We start from the raw sequence: 18,013 nt of genomic DNA, 5'->3' as shown, positions 1-18,013 counted from the left end.
ACTTGGCGGCCTACGACCCTGGTCAGGCGCTCATATCGCTGCACGTTCCGAAGACCGCTGGCACGAGCCTTCGCCTAGCCCTTCGCAGCTGGTTCGGCGAACGACTGTTCTTCCACTATCGCGGCCTTCAGGGCGAACCCCCCGAGCATCACACCCTATCGGCAGGCATTTGCGTCCATGGGCATTTCAACCGCGTTCGCGGCATAGGTCCGTTCGACTACTACCCGAAGGCGCGTCAATTCATCGTCTTTCTGCGCCACCCTTTCAGTCGGACGGTGTCACAGTGGAAGTACCTCCATTACCAAATGCGAGAGGGCGGGCGAGTGCCGGAGTTGGAGGATCACCCGACCTTCGAGACCTGGCTTGCCCGACGTCGTGATCTCGCCATGGGTCAGACGGAGGATCCATTCGCGACGATGGCGCAACTGCCCTGGAACACCGCGCCCGGAGCGGCCTTTGATGACGGCTACGTCTTCGTCGGCGTGCTGGAGCGGTACGATGAAGATTCCCGCGCCCTAGCGAAGGCGTTGGGTTGTCCGCCTGCGAAAGTGGTCCATATCAACCGGGCTGACGATGAAGTTCGACGCGGTGACCCGGGCTCTGACCTATCGGCTTTTCGATCGTTCCATGCGGCCTCATTTCCGGCCGAGTACGAACTCTATGAAGCCGCCCATGCTTGGCGGTCCAAACACTCGCCATAACCGCGCCCGAGGCGCCGCCATTGACTTGACCAGCGTCGGTCGTCATGTGTCGCGCCCTCAAGCGCTCCGCTTTTGGGGGCTCTGAGGCTCCGACGGACGTTCGCCCGCATGAAGATCCTGAACCCGTTTGCGTCGCTGCCCGACAATGTGCTGACGGGGGCGCTGAAAGAAGGCTCCAGGCCGCTGGCCTTCGCCGCCGGCTTCAGCCTGATCAGTAACCTGCTTTACTTGGCCCTGCCGCTCTACACCTTCCAGATCTACGGGCGGGTGCTGTCCAGTCATAGCGTCTCCACGCTCATCGTCCTGACGGTGGGGACGCTACTGGTGTTTCTGATCTCGGGCGTCATTGACGAACTGCGGACCCGGGTCCTGATCAACTATGGGATCATGCTCGATCAGCGGGTCTCCAGCCACGTCTTCGCCGCCCTGTTCGAGGCCGAGACCAAGGGGCAAGGGCAGACCCGGTCCCAGGCCCTGCGCGATCTGGACGCCTTCCGGCAGATCCTGACGGGTTCCGTCTTCTCGGCCATTTTCGACCTGCCCTGGATGCCGCTCTTCATCGGCATTCTGTTCGTCATCGACCCCTTGGTGGGGGCGATCACCCTGACGGGCGCTGTGGTCCTGTTCGGCCTCGCCATGCTGCAGGATCGTCTGTCGCGGCCGCCCCTACAGGAGGCCAATGAGGCCAGCCTGAAGGCCTACGCCTTCACCGAGGCGGGCCTGCGCAACGGCGAGGTCGTGCGCGCCATGGGCATGCTGGGCGCGCTCGGCGCCCGCTGGTCGGCCTTCCGCGGCCGCGCCATCGAGCGCAGCGCCTGGGCGTCGCAGCGCTCCAGCGTGGTCTCCAACATCACCAAATTCACGCGCATGTTCATCCAGGTCCTGGTGATCGGCGTCGGCGCCTATCTGGTGGTCGTGGGCAAGATCCCGCCGGCCATGCTGTTCGCCAACATGATCCTGGCCAGCCGCGCCCTGCAGCCCATCGAGAAGGTGGTCGGCGCCTGGGACGGCATCGTCAATGGCGGCCGCGCCTATGACCGGCTGAACATCCTGCTGAACAACTACAAGCCCACGACCCCCGCCACCTCTCTGCCGCGGCCGCTGGGCCAGCTGAGCATCGAGGCGGTGAACTTCGCCCCGCAGGGCGCGGAGCGGTTCGTGCTCCAGGGGCTGAACTTCAAGATCGAGCCCGGCGAAATGCTGGGGATCATCGGCCCTTCCGGCGCGGGCAAGTCCACCCTGGCCCGGCTGATCGTCGGAGTCTGGCGGCCGGTGAGCGGGCATGTGCGCCTGGACGGGGCTGACGTCTTCGCCTGGAACCGGACGGAATTCGGCCTTCATGTGGGCTATCTGCCGCAGGACACAGAGCTGTTCGCCGGCACCCTGCGCGACAACATCGCCCGCTTCCGCGCCGACGTGACCGACCAGGCGGTGATCGAAGCCGCCACCCAGGCCAATGTGCACGAGATGATCCTGCGGCTGCCCAAGGGCTATGAGACCGAACTGACCGACGGCGGCTACATCCTGTCGGCCGGCCAGCGGCAGCGGGTGGGCCTGGCCCGCGCCCTGCTGAACGATCCGCGCCTGCTGGTGCTGGACGAACCCAACGCCAGCCTGGACGCCGAGGGCGAAAACGCCCTGCTGCAGGTCATCGACGCCCAGCGGGCCAAGGGCACGACGGTGGTGGTGGTGTCACACAAGCCAAGCATCCTGCGCTCGGCCGACAAAATGCTGGTTCTGCGGGATGGCCGCATGGAGATGTTCGGCCCGCGGGAGGCCGTCATGGCCCGGGTCACCCAGCCGGCCGCCGTTCGCCCCGTCGAGGCCAGCCGATGAAATTCGATCTCAAGCCGGTGCTCGGCCCGATCCGTCCCCTCGACACCCGCTTCGACGTGGGCGCGCCCGAACCGAACCGCGACCTGGAAAAGCGCCTGTGGCGGCCGGTGCTGATCGGCTGCGTGGTCGTGGGCGTCTTCGTCTTCGGCATGCTCATCTGGGCCGGCTTCACCCAGATCAGCGCCGCGGTGGTGGCGCCAGCCGAGGTGCGGGTGGAATCCAGCCGCAAGACCCTGCGCCACCGCGAAGGGGGCGTGGTTTCCCAGATCCTGGTGCGGGAAGGCGAGCGCGTCCGCGCCAACCAGCCCCTGATCCGCTTCGACGCCGTCCAGTCGGACGCCGCAGTCGATGTGCTGCAAAATCAGTATGACGCCGTCCTGGCCCAGAGCGCCCGCTTCAGCGCCGAGTCGGTGGGAAGCCAGACCCTCAGCCTGCCGCAGGACCTGACCGGGCGCATGAGCGACCCCCGGGTCGCCGGCCTGATCCGTGACCAGCAGCTTCTATTCAACACGCGCCTGCAGTTCTTCATCAGCCAGCAGGGCGTGCTGGAGCAGCGGGTCGATCAGCTGGCCACCCAGATGGTCGGGGTCCAGGCCCAGCTCGATTCCATCGATGAACAGATCGGCTTCACCCGCGAAGAGCTGGCCGGCTATCAGACCCTTTTTGAAAAGGGCTATGCGCCCAAGACCCTGATCCTGCGCTATGAGCGCAGCTTGGCGGAGCTGGGCGGACGCCGGGGCGCGCTGACCTCTGAACTCAACCGGCTGCGCCAGGCGCAAGGGGAGGCGCGGCTCCAGCTGACCACCCTGCGCAACCAGCGAATCAGCGAGGCCGCCGAGGGCCTGCGCCAGATGCAGAGCCAGCTGTCAGACGTCGGCCCGCGCCTGACCGCAGCCCGCCAGATTCAGGAGCGCACGACGGTCCGCTCGCCGGTGGACGGCTATGTGCTGAACCTCACCCAGTTCACGGTCGGGGGCGTGGTCACCCCGGGCGAACTGCTGATGGATATCGTGCCGGCTGACGCGCCCCTGATCGTCCATGCCCGCGTCCAGCCCAACGACATCGACAGCGTCAGCGTCGGCCAGGAGGCCCGCGTCGAGGTTTCGGCCTTCAGCTCGCGCCGCTTGCCGCCCATGGACGCCGTCGTCACCAGCCTGTCGGCCGACCGCCTGGTGGATCAGCAGACCGGCGTCGCCTATTTCCTGGCCGAACTGCGCATCGACCCCGCCGCCCTGGCCAAGCTGCCCCGGGATGTGGAGCTGGCGCCCGGCATGCCGGCCCAGGCGATGATCGTCACCGGACGGCGTTCGATCCTGTCCTATATTCTGGACCCACTGACCGACACCTTCGACAGCGCCCTGCGCGAAGAGTAGAATGACGCCCATCTGAGTCTCGGCGGGCATGTCACACCTCTACGCGACCCGCCCCCGGCAAGGCTTTTTGATATTGCGTATCGACGAAGCATCCGATACCCATTCCTCGGGCTCGTTTTAACCTTCGCCACGTCCATGCGTAATGGCGCGCGGGGAGGGACCGCCAGGACCGCTCCATCCGCGGGATGGTGGCCAGGCGTTCTGGGGTCCACGTGACACTGACTGGAGAGAAGCATGGCTAACTACACTTTCGACACGATTACGGCGGCACAGGCGATCGACTACACCGCCGGCACCGACTCGCTGGCCTTCGCGCCGGGCACCAACGCCTCGGCGATCCGGGTCCAGTACATCACCGGCACGGGCGCCGATCCTGACCGCGTGAGCATCACCGTCAACGGCGTCACCAAGCTGTTCGGCACCGGTATCTACGGCGAACGCGAAACCACCACCACGGGTTCGGTCCTGTTCATCGGCGGCGCTGGTACCGACGCCGGCACCGGTGACACGGGCGCTGATGGCCTGTTCGGCGGCAGCGGCGCAGACACCTTGGTGGGCGGCGCCGGCGCCAACTTCATCCAGGGCAATGCCGGCAACGACTCGATCACGGCCGGGGCCGGGGCTGACCAGATCTATGGCGGCCAAGGCAACGACTCGATCACGGCCGGCGACGGCAACAACTTCGTCCACGGCAACCTCGGCAACGACGAAATCGAGAGCGGCACCGGCAACGACACGCTGCTGGGCGGCCAAGGCGACGACGTCATTACCAGCGCCGGCGGCTCGAACTACATCAACGGCAACCTGGGCAACGACGAGCTCAATGGCGGCACTGGCGCGGACACCCTGCTGGGTGAAGGCGGCAATGACAGCATCGACGGCGGCGCTGGCAATGACAGCATCGACGGCGGTGAAGGCGACGACGAGCTTTCGGGCGGCGCTGGCAACGACACCATCTGGGGCGGCCTTGGCGCTGACATCCTGAATGGCAATGCTGACAACGACGTGCTGCAAGGCAATGCCGGCAATGACACCCTCGACGGCGGCGCTGGCAACGACACCCTGTACGGCGGTCAGGACAACGACCAAATCGCCGGCGGCGACGGCAACGACTGGGCCAACGGCAACCTCGGCAACGACAGCATGACAGCCGGGGCCGGCAACGACACCCTGCTCGGCGGCCAAGGCAACGACACCATTGTCGGCACCTCGGGCACCAACTTCCTGAACGGCAACCTCGGCGATGACCAGATCACCGGCGGCACGGGCGCTGACTCCATCTACGGCGAGGGCGGAAACGACGTCCTCGACGGCGGTGATGGCAACGACCTGATCGACGGCGGTGTGGGCAACGACGACATCGAAACGGGCGCTGGCAACGACACCGTCTTTGGTGGCGAAGGCAACGACCAGATCGATGCGGCCGGCGGCGGCAACAACAGCCTGTCGGGTGACGCGGGCAACGACGCCATCAATGGCGGCGCTGGCAACGACACCATCTCGGGTGGCGATGGCAACGACATCATCACCACCGGTAACGGCACCAACGTCGTCAACGGCGGCGCTGGCACCGACACCATCACCGGCGGTACGGGTGCTGACTCGCTGCAAGGCGGCGCCGACAATGACCAGATCACCGGCGGTGACGGCAACGACACCATCGCTGGTGGCGCTGGCGTCGACACGGTGACCGGTGGCGCCGGCGACGACAAGTTCGTCTTCGCGGCGGGTGACACCTCGTCGACCTCGGGCTCGATCGACCGCATCACCGACTTCAACGATGCCGGCACCGACACGATCTCGTTCGGCTTCGCCGGTACGGCTGCCAACTACGCCGAGATCGGCGACGCGACCTGGACCTACACCCAGGCGTTCAACGACGCCGCCGCCCTGATCGGTGGCGGGCAGCGCGACATCGTCTCGGTGCAGGTCGGCGGCGACGTCTATGTGTTCGCCGACATCAGCGGCACCAACACCGTCACGGGCACTGTCCAACTCATGGGCAAGGACCTCACCGATCTCGACGAGAGCAGCTTCGTCGCCTAAGCGATCTGAAGTTTGAACCAAGATTGGGGCCGTCCTTCGGGGCGGCCCCTTTTCTTTGCGCGAGGCTCGTGACCCTGCGCAATTGGCGCTTTCGGCGGGCTAGCTTTGCCTTTAGGCCAGGTGGTCATGCGCAACGCCGCCATCCTTCTGCATCCAGACGGCTACCGGACCGACCGAGACCAGCTGATGGGCCGCCATTCCGCGGGGGAGAGCTTCCTGCGGGGCTATATCCGCCACCTCGACGCCCCCTACATGGCCTTCTGGCGCCAGAGCGCCCTGACCCAGGACCAGGCCAGCGCCCTGGTTCGCGGCATCGAGCCTTCGTCCCGTCCCGCGCGCTGGCTGCCGCCGGACGGCCGCGCCGCCCTCAGCGATCCCGGCTGCGTCTATTATCCCAGTCCCTCGATCGGTCCCGAGGCCTGGCGGCGACGTACGGTGGGGCCAGCGACCTATAGTCTCTGCGGGGTCACCCACACCACCGCCACCCACAAGGCGATCGACGCCCTCGTCGACCTGCTGGTCAGCCCTGTGGAGCCGTGGGATGGCGTCATCTGCACCTCGGCCGCTGTCCGCGCCAATGTGGAGGTGCAGCTCGAGGCCGCTCGCGAGGATCTCATTGAGCGCCTGGGCGCCACGCGCCTCGCCAAGCCACAGTTCGCAACCATTCCCCTGGGGGTCAACAGCGACGACTTCGCCACCGATCTGGCCCAGCGTCGGGCGTGGCGCCAACGCCTCGATATTCCCGACGACGCCGTTGTAGCCCTCTATGTCGGGCGCCTGAACGCCCTGGCCAAGATGAACCCGGCGCTGATGGCCCAGGCCCTCGAGCGCACGGCCAAGGCGACGGGCAAGACCCTCTACTGGATTGTCTCCGGCTGGTCCGCCAGCCCCGAGGCCTGGGAGAAGTTCCATGCCTCCACTCGGGCCTTTTGTCCCAGCATCCAATACCGCCCTGTGGATGGCCGGCCCGCAGACACCCGCTTTTCCATCTGGTCGGCCGCTGACCTGTTCCTGTCCTTCTCCGACAATATCCAGGAGACCTTCGGCCTGACTCCGGCCGAGGCCATGGCCGCAGGCCTGCCCTGCGTGGTCACCGACTGGAACGGCTATCGCGAAACGGTGCGGCACGGGATTGATGGCTTCCGCATTCCGACCCTGGCCCCGCGCCCCGGCCTTGGTCAGGACCTGGCCTTCAGCCACGACAATGGCTGGCTGTCCTATGAGAACTATGTGGGCGCCGCCGCCCAGATGACCGCCATCGACATGGCCGCGGCGGTCGAGGCCCTGTCGGCCCTGGTCCGCGACCCTGACCTGCGGCGGCGCATGGGGGAGGCCGGCCGCCGCCGGGTGGCCGAGGCCCTCGATTGGTCGGCGATCATTCCCCAGTATCAGGATTTCTGGGAGGAGCTGGCTAGGCGCCGCGCCGCCGCCGGACCCGACAAGCATCAGCCGGTGCGTCCCAACCATCCCCGCCGTCTGGATCCCTTCACCCTCTTCGCCGCCTATCCGACCGCCACCCTGAGGCCTCAGGACCGGCTACGCCTGGGGCCGGCCGCGTCTAACTGGACCGAAGCCCTGGCGGTTCTGGACCAGGGGCTCGCCAGCATCGGCCGCTGGGCCATGGCGCCCAAGGCCGAGATCGAGGCCGCCTACAACGCCGTCGCCCGCCAGGGAGAGTGTGCGCTGGCCGAACTCCTGACGCCGCTGGCCGCCGATAGCGACCGCGCCGGCCGTCTGGAACGGGCCCTGCTATGGCTGATGAAGTTTGATCTTCTGGTCCTGGCGACGCCGCCAACGCTGGCGCCAGACACAGACTGATCCGCGCGCGAGCCCAGTCATATGGTCGGGAATGCAAGAGGCCGGGCCATAGCTGGCATGGATGCTATGGCCCGGCCGATGCGACACAGCCCTGGAGAGCAAGGCTGACACCAAACTGTAGCTTAGTCCGCCGCAGCGCGAAAGAGAATCTGTCGCTTTCGCGACAGGTTTAACCAAAAATCCAGCCGACCGGCGGGCGTGTGGTCAGAGGCTGGCCTCGAATCGCTGCGCCAGGGCGCGCTTGCCGCCGCGCTCCACCCAGTACTCGGCCGTGTAGGTTCCGGGCGCCCAGCCCTCGGGCGGCGTCCGACGTCCGGCATAGAGCATGTACTGGGCCTTCGGCCCGTCCAGCGGGTCGATGGTGGTCTCCGCCAGGGGCGTCCCGTCAGGCCCCGTCACCTTCAGGCGCTGGACATCGCCGGCCTCCAGCCCGATGGCGCGCACATAGGCCACCAGCGCTGGCGCATGCGCGCTGGCGGGGGGAAGTCCGGCATCCTCGATGGACTCCATCGAAACGGCCCCGGATGAGAATCCGGTGTTGAGAACCGCCCCGGCCTTGTAGGCCAGGGCCTCGACCAGGTCGGCCGACCACAACGCGCCCTTAGCTTCGCAGACCTCGCCGCCTGCAGGCGCGAAGGGATCGACTACCTGGCCGTCCTTGCGCAGGGTGAAGTGCAGGTGCGGATACTCCGTCTGGCCCGAAAGGCCGATACGGGCGATGGGCTGGCCGGCCCGGACTTTGGCGTCCTGCGTCACGATCACGCTGCCCTGGGCCAGGTGGCAATACTGGCTCTCCCAGCCGTCGCCATGGTCGATGACGACGCCGTTGCCGCATTCCACGCCGTCCACGGCCGAGACACCTGTGGTCCGCACCGAGACATCGGCCACGCCATCCCGCAGACGCGCCACGCGCCCTGGGGCTGCAGCCAGGACGGCGACGCCGGCCCGCTGGGCGGCCATGTCGGGCAGGCGGATGTCGACGCCGTTGTGGTCCTGATAGGAGCGGCTCGCGCAGGTATAGTCCTTGGCGCCGGGGCCGGGGTCGCGATCCACATAGTTCTGGATCTCGCAGGTCTCGCCCAGCACGCAATCCACCGGGAGCACCAGTTCAGGCCCGAGCGGCGTGGCGTCAGCGGCCTCGCTGGGATCGCTGGGGGAGCAGGCGACCAGCAGGGCGAGCGCGGCAAGGGGGGCGAAGGCGGCCGGTGGAGTCGTCCACCTACAGGGGAAGGCGAGCATGTCGCCTAGCTTGGCCAAGGGCCCTGACGGAAATGTGGCGGGGCTCACCAGAATCGGAGGCCGGTAAGATCGGCCAGCTGCGCCATGTCGGCGCCGTAGAGGCGCCGGAGCAGGGCGACATCCTCCGTCGTCAGGCTGGAAGGATAGGTCATGGGCTGCGCCTCATGCACCCGCCTGGACCGCATGGGCGGCGGCGGGGGCGCGTCCAGGAAGAGGCTGATTCGCCGCAGCGTCCCCTCAGGGGCGATGTCCAGCTCGTTGGACTGCAGGATCAGCAGCTGCTCGGCCGGAAAATGCGCCAGAACCCGGGCGATCTGCTCGCCGTAAAAGCCCCGCTCCACATAGCTGAACTCCCGGTGGAAGCCCCAGGGGTCGGCGTCGAAAAGGCGGGCGCGGCCCTGCCGGATGCACCAGGCGAACGGGTTGGTTTCTGCGCCACGGGCAAACTCCATCTTCCAGTGCGACCAGGCCCGCTCCACCGGGTCCCGCAACAGGATGATCAGCCGGGCCCTAGGGTTGTAGGCCGCGATCCGCTCGATGCTGTTCTTCCAATAGAGATAGATCGGCGTGGCCTCGCCCCAGCGGCGGCTGCGGTCGGCCAGGTTGAAATGGGCGTGATAGGCGTCGTAGTCTGGGGCGTCCCAGTCGCGGGCCTCGTCATCGAAGAAGTGGACCTCCTTGACGTCGGACAGGCCGATCTGAGGATGCTCGCCCATATAGTCGAACAGGGCCGTGGTCCCGGCCTTCTGGGCGCCGATGATGATGAAATCGACCTTCGGCTCCAAACCCTGCTCCTGATCCATTCAAGCGCCACCTTGCGCGCGCGACGCGGGATACGGCTTCATCGGGCCGCCGACACGCGATATGGAGGAGGCCACACAGCGGGCCACCTTAGGCGACGGCCCGCCAGAAACGGCATACAAGGTCGGGGTCTTGATCACCATCATCGACGAAGAGCGCGGCGAAGTCGTCGTCCGCGACGGCGACACAGAAACGCGCCACAGCCTCTCCACCGCCGAAGGCTTCGCCGCGGCGTCCAAGGCCTGGGTGCGGGCGACCTGGGATTCCAAATACGTCTATTCCTTCGCCTGGATGGGACGGCCGATCATTCAGCTGCCGGAGGACATGGTCCGCCTGCAGGAAGTGATCTGGGACTTGAAGCCCGACGTGCTGGTGGAGACCGGCGTGGCCCATGGCGGCTCCCTGGTCTTCTACGCCTCCCTGTTCGAAGCCATGAACAAGGGCCGGGTGATCGGCATCGATATCGAGATCCGGCCGCACAACCGCACCGCCATTGAGGCTCATCCGATGAAGACGCGGATAGAGCTGATCGAAGGCTCTTCCACCGCCCCTGAGGTGGTCGAACAGGTGAGGGCGCAGATCAAGCCGGGCGAGACGGTGCTGGTGGTGCTCGATTCCAACCACACCAAGGGCCATGTGCTCGACGAACTGCGCGCCTATGCCGACATGGTGCCGGTGGGCTCCTATATCGTCGCCACCGACGGGATCATGGAGCAGGTGGCGGGCGGCCCCCGCACGGCCGAGGACTGGACCTGGAACAATCCCCGCCAGGCAGTGCACGACTTCGTGGCTGAGGATAAGCGCTTCATCATCGAAGAGCCCGCCTTCCCCTTCAACGAAGGGGTGGTGAACTCGCGGGTCACCTACTGGCCCGACGCCTTCGTCAAGCGGATCGCCTGAAGCCTGGCCAAGGGGAGCTAATGCGATGAAAGTCGTCATCCTGGCCGGCGGCCTGGGCACCCGGATTTCCGAGGAAAGCCACCTGCGGCCCAAGCCGATGATCGAGGTCGGCGGCCGGCCGATCCTCTGGCACATCATGAAGATGTTCTCGCACCACGGCTTCAACGAGTTCATCGTGTGCCTGGGCTACAAGGGCTATGTGGTGAAGGAGTATTTCGCCAACTACGTCCTGCATAATGCCGACTTCACGGTCGATCTCGCCAACCGGGCCATCGACTACCACGCCACCAAGCATGAGCCGTGGAAGGTGACCCTGGTGGACACCGGCCCCGACACCATGACCGGCGGCCGCCTGAAGCGGGTGCGGGAATTCCTCGATCCCGGCCAGCCCTTCTTCTTCACCTATGGGGACGGGGTCGCCGATGTGGATCTCGCGGCGCTGGCGAAGTTCCATGCCGACCACGGCAAGCGCGCGACGGTGACCGCCGTGGCGCCGCCGGGCCGCTATGGCGCCCTGGAGATGACCGGCGACCGGGTGGACCGCTTCGTGGAGAAGCCGCCGGGCGACAATGGCCTGATCAATGGCGGCTTCTTCGTCCTCGACCCCTCGGTGATTGACCGGGTGGTTGACGACGCCACGGTCTGGGAGCTCGGCCCGTTGGAGGGCCTGGCCGCCGACGGCGAGCTGATCGCCTACCGCCACGACGGCTTCTGGGCGGCCATGGACACCCTGCGCGACAAGAATCAGCTGGAGAGCCTGTGGGCGTCCGGCCAGGCGCCCTGGCGCAGGTGGGCATGACCCGGCCCGACCCAGGTTTCTGGGCTGGCCAGCGCGTCCTGCTGACCGGCCATACCGGTTTCAAGGGCGCCTGGACGGGCCTCTGGCTGGCTCGCATGGGCGCCGAGGTCACCGGCCTGGCTTTGGCGCCGGACCAGAGCCCGGCGCTTGCCGACCTGGCCGGCTATGGTCACCTGGCTGCTTCACACCTTGTCGACCTGCGCGACCGCCGCGCCCTGCTGGACGTGATCGGCGGCCGGCCCTTCGACCTCGTGCTGCACATGGCCGCCCAGCCCATCGTGCGCGCCGCCATCGAGGATCCGGTCGGCGCGTTCTCCACCAACATCATGGGCACGGCCCATCTGCTGGAGTCCCTGCGGGACGAGGACGCCCTGCGCGCCGTGCTGGTGATCACCTCGGACAAGGTCTACGCCAACAACGACGGCGGCCGCGCCTTCCAGGAAGGCGACGCCCTGGGCGGCAAGGACCCCTATTCGGCGTCGAAGGCCTGCGCGGAGATCGTCACCTCCAGCTTCGCCCGCTCCTATTTCGACAAGGCCGGCGTGCCGGTGGCCACCGCCCGGGGGGGCAATGTGATCGGCGGCGGCGACTTCTCCCGCGACCGCCTGGTGGCCGACATCGTCCGCGCCGCCCGGGCCGGCGAGACCACCGTCCTGCGCCACCCCGAGGCCACGCGGCCCTGGCAGCATGTGCTGGACTGCGTGGCCGGCTATCTCGTCTTCGCCCAGGCCCTGGTCCAGAAGCCGAACACCCCGCGCGCCCTCAATTTCGGCCCCCGCCCGGGCGCCGCCGAAATCACCGTGGGCGAGCTGGCCACCCAGGCCATCGCCGCCCTGGACGCCCAGCCCTGGCGCCATGAACCCGACCCGACCTCCATCGAGGCCAGGAGCCTGGCGGTGGACGCCAGCCTGGCGCGCAGGAGCCTCGACTTTGAGAGCGTGCTTGACGGGCCTGCGGCCGTGGCCTGGACCATGGACTGGTATCGCCGTCAGGGGCTGGGCGAAGCCGCCCGCGACCTCTGCCTGGCGCAGATCGAGACCTACGAAAGCCTGTGATGACGACGCCCGTCTGCCGTTTCTGCCGTACGCCGCTCACCCACACCCTGGTGGACCTGGGTCGCCAGCCCCTGGCGAACAGCAACCTCACCGCCGAGCAGCTGGCCGCCGGCGATGAGAAGACCTATCCCCTGCACGCCCGGGTCTGCGCCGAGTGCTTCCTGGTGCAGGTGGACGATCCGGTCGCCGCCGACGAGATCTTCGATTCCGGCTACGCCTATTTCTCCTCCTATTCGGCCAGCTGGGTGGAGCACGCCCGCCGCTACGCCGAAGGGATGATCGGACGCTTCGGCCTGGGCCCGGACTCCCTGGTGGTCGAGATCGCCTCCAATGACGGCTACCTCTTGCAGCACTTCAAGGCCGCTGGCGTGCCGGTGCTGGGGATCGAGCCCACGGCTAACACCGCCCAGGCGGCCATCGAAAAGGGCGTGCCCACCGAGGTGATGTTCTTTCACGGTGAGACCGGCAAGGCGCTGGCCGCCCGCGGCGTCCAGGCCGACCTGATGGCGGCCAATAATGTCCTGGCCCACGTCCCCGACATCGGCGGCTTCGTGGCCGGCTTCCGCGAGGTGCTGAAGCCGGAAGGCGTGCTGACCTTCGAGTTCCCGCACTTCCTGAACATGCTGGAGATGGTGCAGTTCGACACCATCTATCATGAGCACTTCTCCTATCTGTCCCTGCTGGCGGTGGCCCAGGTGCTGCGGGCCAACGGCCTGCGCGCCTTCGATGTGGAGCTACTGGCTACCCATGGCGGCTCACTGCGCCTGTTCTGCGCCCATGAGGCGTCCAGCCATCAGGAGACCGAGGCGCTCAAGACCCTGCGGGCCCGTGAGGCCGCAGCCGGCCTGCACAAGCTCGAGACCTATGAGGGCTACGCCGCCCGGGTCGACGAGGTCCGCGACAGCTTCCTGGACTTCCTTAGCCAGACCAAGGCCGACGGCAAGACTGTCGCGGCCTACGGGGCGGCGGCCAAGGGCAACACCTTCCTCAACTATGCCGGGGTGGGATCAGACGACATCGTCTGCGCCTTCGACGCCAATCCGCACAAGCAGGGCCGTTTCCTGCCCGGCAGCCATGCGCCCATCTATGGCCCAGACAAGGTCGCAGACGTGAAGCCTGACTATCTGCTGATCCTGCCCTGGAATCTGAAGGACGAGATCATGGGCCAGCTGGGCCATATCCGCGACTGGGGCGGCCGTTTCGTCATCGCCTCGCCGACCACCAAGGTCCTCGACTGATGCGGTTCTCGCCGACGGACATCGCCGGCGTCGTCGTGGTCGATCCCGACCCCGTCCTCGATGATCGTGGCGCCTTCGCCCGGCTGCACTGCCCGGCCGAGTTCGCGCAGGCCGGGATCGACTTCGCCCCGGCCCAGACCAGCCTGTCGCGGAACACCGCCGCCCTGACCCTGCGGGGCATGCACTACCAGTCCGCCCCCCACGGGGAGAGCAAGCTGGTGCGGGTCGTCCGTGGGCGGATTTTCGACGTGGCCCTCGACCTGCGACCGGGCAGCGCCACCCTTGGCCGCTGGACCGGGGTCGAACTGGACACGCAAGCCGGCCGCGCCCTGTTTATCCCCGAAGGGGTCGCCCATGGCTTCCTGACCCTGGAGCCGGACACCGACGTGCTCTACCAGATCGCGCCCTTGTTCGAGCCCGGCCATGGGGCAGGCGTGCGCTGGAACGATCCGGCCTTCGCCATCGCCTGGCCGGCCCCGCCGCAGGTGATATCGGATCGGGACGCCAGCTATCCGGATTTCGGTCCCAAGACCGGGCCAGGAGGCCGCTGATGCTGAAGATCGATCCCACCGCCACCATTTCGCCCCTGGCCGATATCGAGCGCTCGGTGCGGGGCACGCTGATCGAGATCGGGGCGAACGTGCTGATCGACTCCTTCGTCAAGATCAAGGCGGTCGGTGGCTCCGGCGAGGTGATCATCGGCGCGGACTCGGCGGTCAATTCCGGCACGGTGATCTATACCGGCAATGGGGTGCGCATCGGCGAGGGCGTGCTCATCGCCGCCAACTGCACCCTGGCGCCCACCAACCATGAGATCGCCGATCGCAACGCCCGCATCCGCGACCAGGGCTTCATGCCGAGCCGCGGCGGCATCGTGATCGAGGATGACGTGTGGCTGGGCGCCGGCGTCGTGGTCCTGGACGGGGCGGTGATCGGCAAGGGCTGCGTGGTGGCCGCCGGCGCGGTGGTGCGGGGCAGGCTTGAGCCCTACGGAATCTATGCGGGCGCGCCGGTCCGTCGCATCGGCGAGCGCGGCAAGGGGTGAGCGGCTGGACCATCATCGGCGCCGGGGGGTTCATCGGCGGGCGGCTGGCCCAGGCCCTGCGTGACCGCGGTGAGGCAGTCTATGCGCCGGCTCGCGGCGAGGACGGACTGTTCGAACGCAACCTGGGTCAGGTCTTCTATTGCGCGGGCCTGACCGGCGACTTCGCTGTCCGCCCCTTCGATACGGTGGAGGCCCATGTCACCCTGCTGGCCCAGGTGCTGTCGCAGGCCCGTTTCGAACGGCTGATCTATCTGTCGTCCACAAGGCTATATGACAGCCTGGGCGCCGCGGGCGGCCGCGAAAACGACGTTCTGGCGTTCGACCCGGCGGCGCCCCGCAATGTCTATGATCTGTCCAAGGCCCTGGGTGAAAACCTGACCCTGGCCAGGTCCGATGGCCGCGGCGCCGTGGCCCGTCTCTCCAACGTTTTTGATCTTGCGCAGGGCGCCAGCGGCTTCCTGCCGGAGCTGTTGCAGGAAGCCCGTCGCAGCCGCGTCCTGACGCGGGACTCCGCGCCCGCCGCGGTGCGCGACTACATCCACGCCGACGACGTGGTCGCCGGCCTGCTGGCCATGGCCGACCAGGACGCCGCCGGGGTCGTCAATGTGGCGCGGGGCGACAATGTCTCCAACGCCGACCTGGCCGCCGTCTTCGCCGAGGCAGGCTGGACCCTGAACCTCGCGGCGGACAGGCCCATGCCCCCGGCGCCGGCCTGCGCTACTGGACGCCTCCACGCCTTGGGGGTCCGCCCCCGCGACGCCCGGACCCTTTTGCGGCAAGCCCTTTCGGCGCCGGGCTTCTTCCAGGGTTAGACGGCCGCGCCGGCCTTGGTTTTCGCCCCCTGGTTGCGGGTCACCGCGGCGTCGATCATGCGATAGAAGTCCTGGGCGAAGAGCTTGGTCTGGCCCAGGCGGCTCGCCTTGAGGGTCGAGCGCAGGGTGCGACGCAGGTAGGTGAGCCGATCAATGTCGCCCGCCAGGGTCACTGCCGTCTGCAGATAGGCGTCGAGGTCGCCGGCGCACAGGTCCGACAGGCCGGCGTTCGCCAGGATCGACAGGCTCAGCCGCTCGAACAGGCCCTGTCCGACCAGGGTCACCACCGGCACGCCCATCCAGAGGGACTCGCAGGTCGTGGTGCCGCCGGTCTGGGGGAAGGTGTCCAGGCTGATGTCCATCTCGTTGTAGAGCGGCATGTGCGCGCCGCGAACCGCCTCGAAGCGCAGCCGGTCCCGGCTCACGCCCTCAGCCTCGAAGATGGCGCTGATATTGTCGCGGAAGGCCGCTGTGCCCGCCTCCGGGCGGACAATCATGAAACGTGAATTGGGGACGGCCGCGGTCACCCGCGCCCAATGCCGCACCATCTCCCGGCTGTACTTGTAGGGGTTGTTGGCGGTGCCGAAGGTGACATAGCCGTTGGCGACCGCCGGCGGCTGATCCGCCATCGCCCGCTCCGGAAAGGCCAGCTCGCCCATGGCGATCCAGCTGGCGGGCATCAGCAGCGGCTCCTCGATCATCAGTTCGGGCCGCGGCGGCAGCAGGTAGGGATCGACGATCAGATGATCGATCCGCGACAGGCCTGAGGAATGCGGATAGCCGAGCCAGCTGGCCTGCAGGGGCGCAGGCTTCCACGCCATCACATTGAGCTTGTTCATGTGGGTCGAGCCGCCGAGCTCGATCAGCATGTCCAACTGGTCATCGCTGATCATCTGGGCGGCGTCGACGTCGCTGATGTCCTGGCTCCAGCGGAAGGCCTTCACCTGATTGGTGATCCGCTTCTGAAGCTGGTCTTCGGGGCCCTGATAGAAGGAGTAGCAATAGAGATCGAAGCGCTCAGGCGGATAGTGCTCGAACAGGGGCAGGGCGAAATAGGCCACCGGGTGATTGCGCAGGTCGGACGACATGAAGCCCAGGCGGATCTTGCCGTCCGGCTGTCGCGGCGCCGCCGGCGCCCGCAGGGGATAGCGGTCGACCTTGGCCTGCACCATGTCCCCATAGATGCGGTGCTGGGCGACCAGTTCGTCCCGATCCTCTGGAGCGCGCACCCGCGACAACTGGCTCAGCAGCGCGGTGTGGCGGCCCTGTTCGGCCCATAGGCGGCCCGTCTCGTAGAAGTCGCAGCTCGTGTCCAGGCCGTCGAAATCGGCCACGCGGGAGAGCACCTCGGAGGCGACCTTGAGCTGCGGGCCGGTGACGAGGGGCCCGACCTCCCGGGCCAGTTTCAGCTCGGCATAGGCGGCGTCGATATGGGCGGCTTCGTCGCCATAGCGCGAGCGTGCGAGGCTTTCGACCAAGGCGACCCGGTACTCCAGATTATCCGGCGCCAGTTCGATCGCGCGCCGCAGATGCGTATTGGCTCGGGGCCGGTCCCAGTCCGTAATCACCGCGCCAAGCTGGTAGTGCACCCAAGCCTCGTCCGGAAGGCTCTCCAGCACCGTCAACAGATAGGCTTCGGCCTGACGCAGCTTGTGGGCCCGGCGGATGGCCAGGGCCTTGGCTTCTTTCAGGCGCGGGGCCGGGTTCTGGGCGATGGCCTCTTCCAGGGTCGCCAGGGCCGCCTCTGGCGTCTTGGTTTCCGACTGCAGGGCCGAGAGGTCGAGCCAGGCGTCGACCAGGTCCGGCCGCAGGCGCGTGGATAGCCGATAGCGCATCTCGGCCTTCTCCAGGTCGCCGGCGTTCGCATAGGCGCGCCCCAGACACCGCTGAAACTCAGGGTTGGTGGGCGCCTGGCGGACCAGGCGGCTGAACACGGCGATGGCGCCCGGGCCGTCCTTCAAGTCGTTCAGGACATTGCCCTTGTTTTGCCAGAGGGCCTCATTCTTGGGCTGGGCCTTGATCCCCGTGTTCAGCGCCCGCAGGGCCTCCTGCGGCCGGTCGAGACGGCGCAGGGATACGCCGAGAACGTTCCAGAGTTCGCCGTCGCGGGGATAGACATCTGCGCCCGCCTGCGCCCAGCGGGCGCTGGCCTCGTAGCGGCCGCGGCGAAAGAGCAGCGAGGCGAAGTTGCGATAGAGCTGATTCCCGGACTTGGGTTCGTCGGTCAGCAGCGCCTCAGTCAGGGCGATTCCTTCTTCGAAACGCCCCGCCTTGAAGGCGGCTTCGGCTGCGGCGATCCGGTCATTCATTGCGAAGTCCTGGTATGCGGCCGCGCCCGCTGGTGACGGCG

At 67.3% G+C, this 18,013-nt stretch carries 15 protein-coding genes; 12 read left to right on the top strand and 3 right to left on the bottom strand.

Translation table 11 applies throughout. The features are described from left to right. The first annotated feature begins 2 nt into the window (after positions 1 to 2). The 5 genes from Q7S93_RS11210 (at position 3) to Q7S93_RS11190 (ending at position 7,774) form a co-directional block, all read left to right on the top strand. Positions 3 to 701: a sulfotransferase family 2 domain-containing protein gene (locus Q7S93_RS11210; protein WP_304713988.1), complete on the top strand. Its 699-nt coding sequence runs from the start codon at positions 3 to 5 to the stop codon at positions 699 to 701. A 108-nt stretch (positions 702 to 809) separates the two neighbouring features. Next, the gene (locus Q7S93_RS11205; protein WP_304713987.1) at positions 810 to 2,537 is read left to right on the top strand and encodes a type I secretion system permease/ATPase; all 1,728 of its coding nucleotides are present in this window, start codon (positions 810 to 812) and stop codon (positions 2,535 to 2,537) included. Next, on the top strand, positions 2,534 to 3,910 hold the full coding sequence (locus tag Q7S93_RS11200; protein WP_304713986.1) for an HlyD family type I secretion periplasmic adaptor subunit: 1,377 nt from the start codon (positions 2,534 to 2,536) through the stop codon (positions 3,908 to 3,910). Before Q7S93_RS11205 ends, Q7S93_RS11200 begins: the two co-directional genes overlap by 4 nt. 234 nt (positions 3,911 to 4,144) lie before the next feature. Beyond that, positions 4,145 to 5,956 (top strand): calcium-binding protein, encoded by a 1,812-nt coding sequence (locus Q7S93_RS11195; RefSeq protein WP_304713985.1) that lies wholly within the window; start codon positions 4,145 to 4,147, stop codon positions 5,954 to 5,956. Between the two features lie 126 nt (positions 5,957 to 6,082). Beyond that, entirely contained in the window at positions 6,083 to 7,774 is a 1,692-nt protein-coding gene (locus Q7S93_RS11190; protein WP_304713984.1) for a glycosyltransferase family 4 protein, read from the top strand. 204 nt (positions 7,775 to 7,978) lie between these two features. On the opposite strand, the gene Q7S93_RS11185 is transcribed toward Q7S93_RS11190, so the two are convergent. Both Q7S93_RS11185 and Q7S93_RS11180 read right to left on the bottom strand, forming a co-directional pair. Next, on the bottom strand, positions 7,979 to 9,013 hold the full coding sequence (locus Q7S93_RS11185) for a M23 family metallopeptidase (protein ID WP_304713983.1): 1,035 nt from the start codon (positions 9,011 to 9,013) through the stop codon (positions 7,979 to 7,981). 44 nt (positions 9,014 to 9,057) lie between these two features. Next, the gene (locus tag Q7S93_RS11180; RefSeq protein WP_304713982.1) at positions 9,058 to 9,798 is read right to left on the bottom strand and encodes a sulfotransferase family protein; all 741 of its coding nucleotides are present in this window, start codon (positions 9,796 to 9,798) and stop codon (positions 9,058 to 9,060) included. 148 nt (positions 9,799 to 9,946) lie between these two features. Here Q7S93_RS11180 and Q7S93_RS11175 point away from each other — a divergent pair, with 148 nt between their 5' ends. Genes Q7S93_RS11175 through Q7S93_RS11145 form a run of 7 tightly spaced genes read left to right on the top strand, consistent with a single transcriptional unit; the run spans position 9,947 to position 15,663 of the window. Next, positions 9,947 to 10,714, top strand: a complete 768-nt coding sequence (locus Q7S93_RS11175; protein ID WP_304713981.1) for a cephalosporin hydroxylase family protein — start codon at positions 9,947 to 9,949, stop codon at positions 10,712 to 10,714. A gap of 25 nt (positions 10,715 to 10,739) precedes the next feature. Beyond that, complete coding sequence (gene rfbF / locus Q7S93_RS11170) at positions 10,740 to 11,513, top strand: glucose-1-phosphate cytidylyltransferase (RefSeq protein WP_304713980.1); 774 nt, start codon at positions 10,740 to 10,742, stop codon at positions 11,511 to 11,513. Beyond that, a complete protein-coding gene (rfbG, locus tag Q7S93_RS11165) occupies positions 11,474 to 12,568 on the top strand; it encodes a CDP-glucose 4,6-dehydratase (RefSeq protein WP_304713979.1) in 1,095 nt (364 codons plus the stop codon). The genes rfbF and rfbG overlap by 40 nt, the downstream gene beginning before the upstream one ends. Beyond that, entirely contained in the window at positions 12,568 to 13,806 is a 1,239-nt protein-coding gene (locus tag Q7S93_RS11160; protein ID WP_304713978.1) for a class I SAM-dependent methyltransferase, read from the top strand. Before rfbG ends, Q7S93_RS11160 begins: the two co-directional genes overlap by 1 nt. Further along, positions 13,806 to 14,357, top strand: a complete 552-nt coding sequence (locus tag Q7S93_RS11155) for a dTDP-4-dehydrorhamnose 3,5-epimerase family protein (RefSeq protein WP_304713977.1) — start codon at positions 13,806 to 13,808, stop codon at positions 14,355 to 14,357. Before Q7S93_RS11160 ends, Q7S93_RS11155 begins: the two co-directional genes overlap by 1 nt. Next, on the top strand, positions 14,357 to 14,851 hold the full coding sequence (locus Q7S93_RS11150; RefSeq protein WP_304713976.1) for an acyltransferase: 495 nt from the start codon (positions 14,357 to 14,359) through the stop codon (positions 14,849 to 14,851). The genes Q7S93_RS11155 and Q7S93_RS11150 overlap by 1 nt, the downstream gene beginning before the upstream one ends. Further along, positions 14,848 to 15,663, top strand: coding sequence for an NAD-dependent epimerase/dehydratase family protein (locus Q7S93_RS11145; protein ID WP_304713975.1), 816 nt, complete (start codon positions 14,848 to 14,850; stop codon positions 15,661 to 15,663). The genes Q7S93_RS11150 and Q7S93_RS11145 overlap by 4 nt, the downstream gene beginning before the upstream one ends. Here the strand turns inward: Q7S93_RS11145 and Q7S93_RS11140 are convergent. Continuing rightward, positions 15,660 to 17,972: an O-linked N-acetylglucosamine transferase, SPINDLY family protein gene (locus Q7S93_RS11140; protein ID WP_304713974.1), complete on the bottom strand. Its 2,313-nt coding sequence runs from the start codon at positions 17,970 to 17,972 to the stop codon at positions 15,660 to 15,662. The two genes, Q7S93_RS11145 and Q7S93_RS11140, sit on opposite strands and share 4 nt — an antisense overlap. Positions 17,973 to 18,013 lie beyond the last annotated feature (41 nt).

The organism is Phenylobacterium sp. (assembly GCF_030646615.1).
Taxonomy (GTDB): Bacteria; Pseudomonadota; Alphaproteobacteria; order Caulobacterales; family Caulobacteraceae; genus Phenylobacterium.
This window is presented reverse-complemented; position numbering and strand designations above follow the sequence as displayed.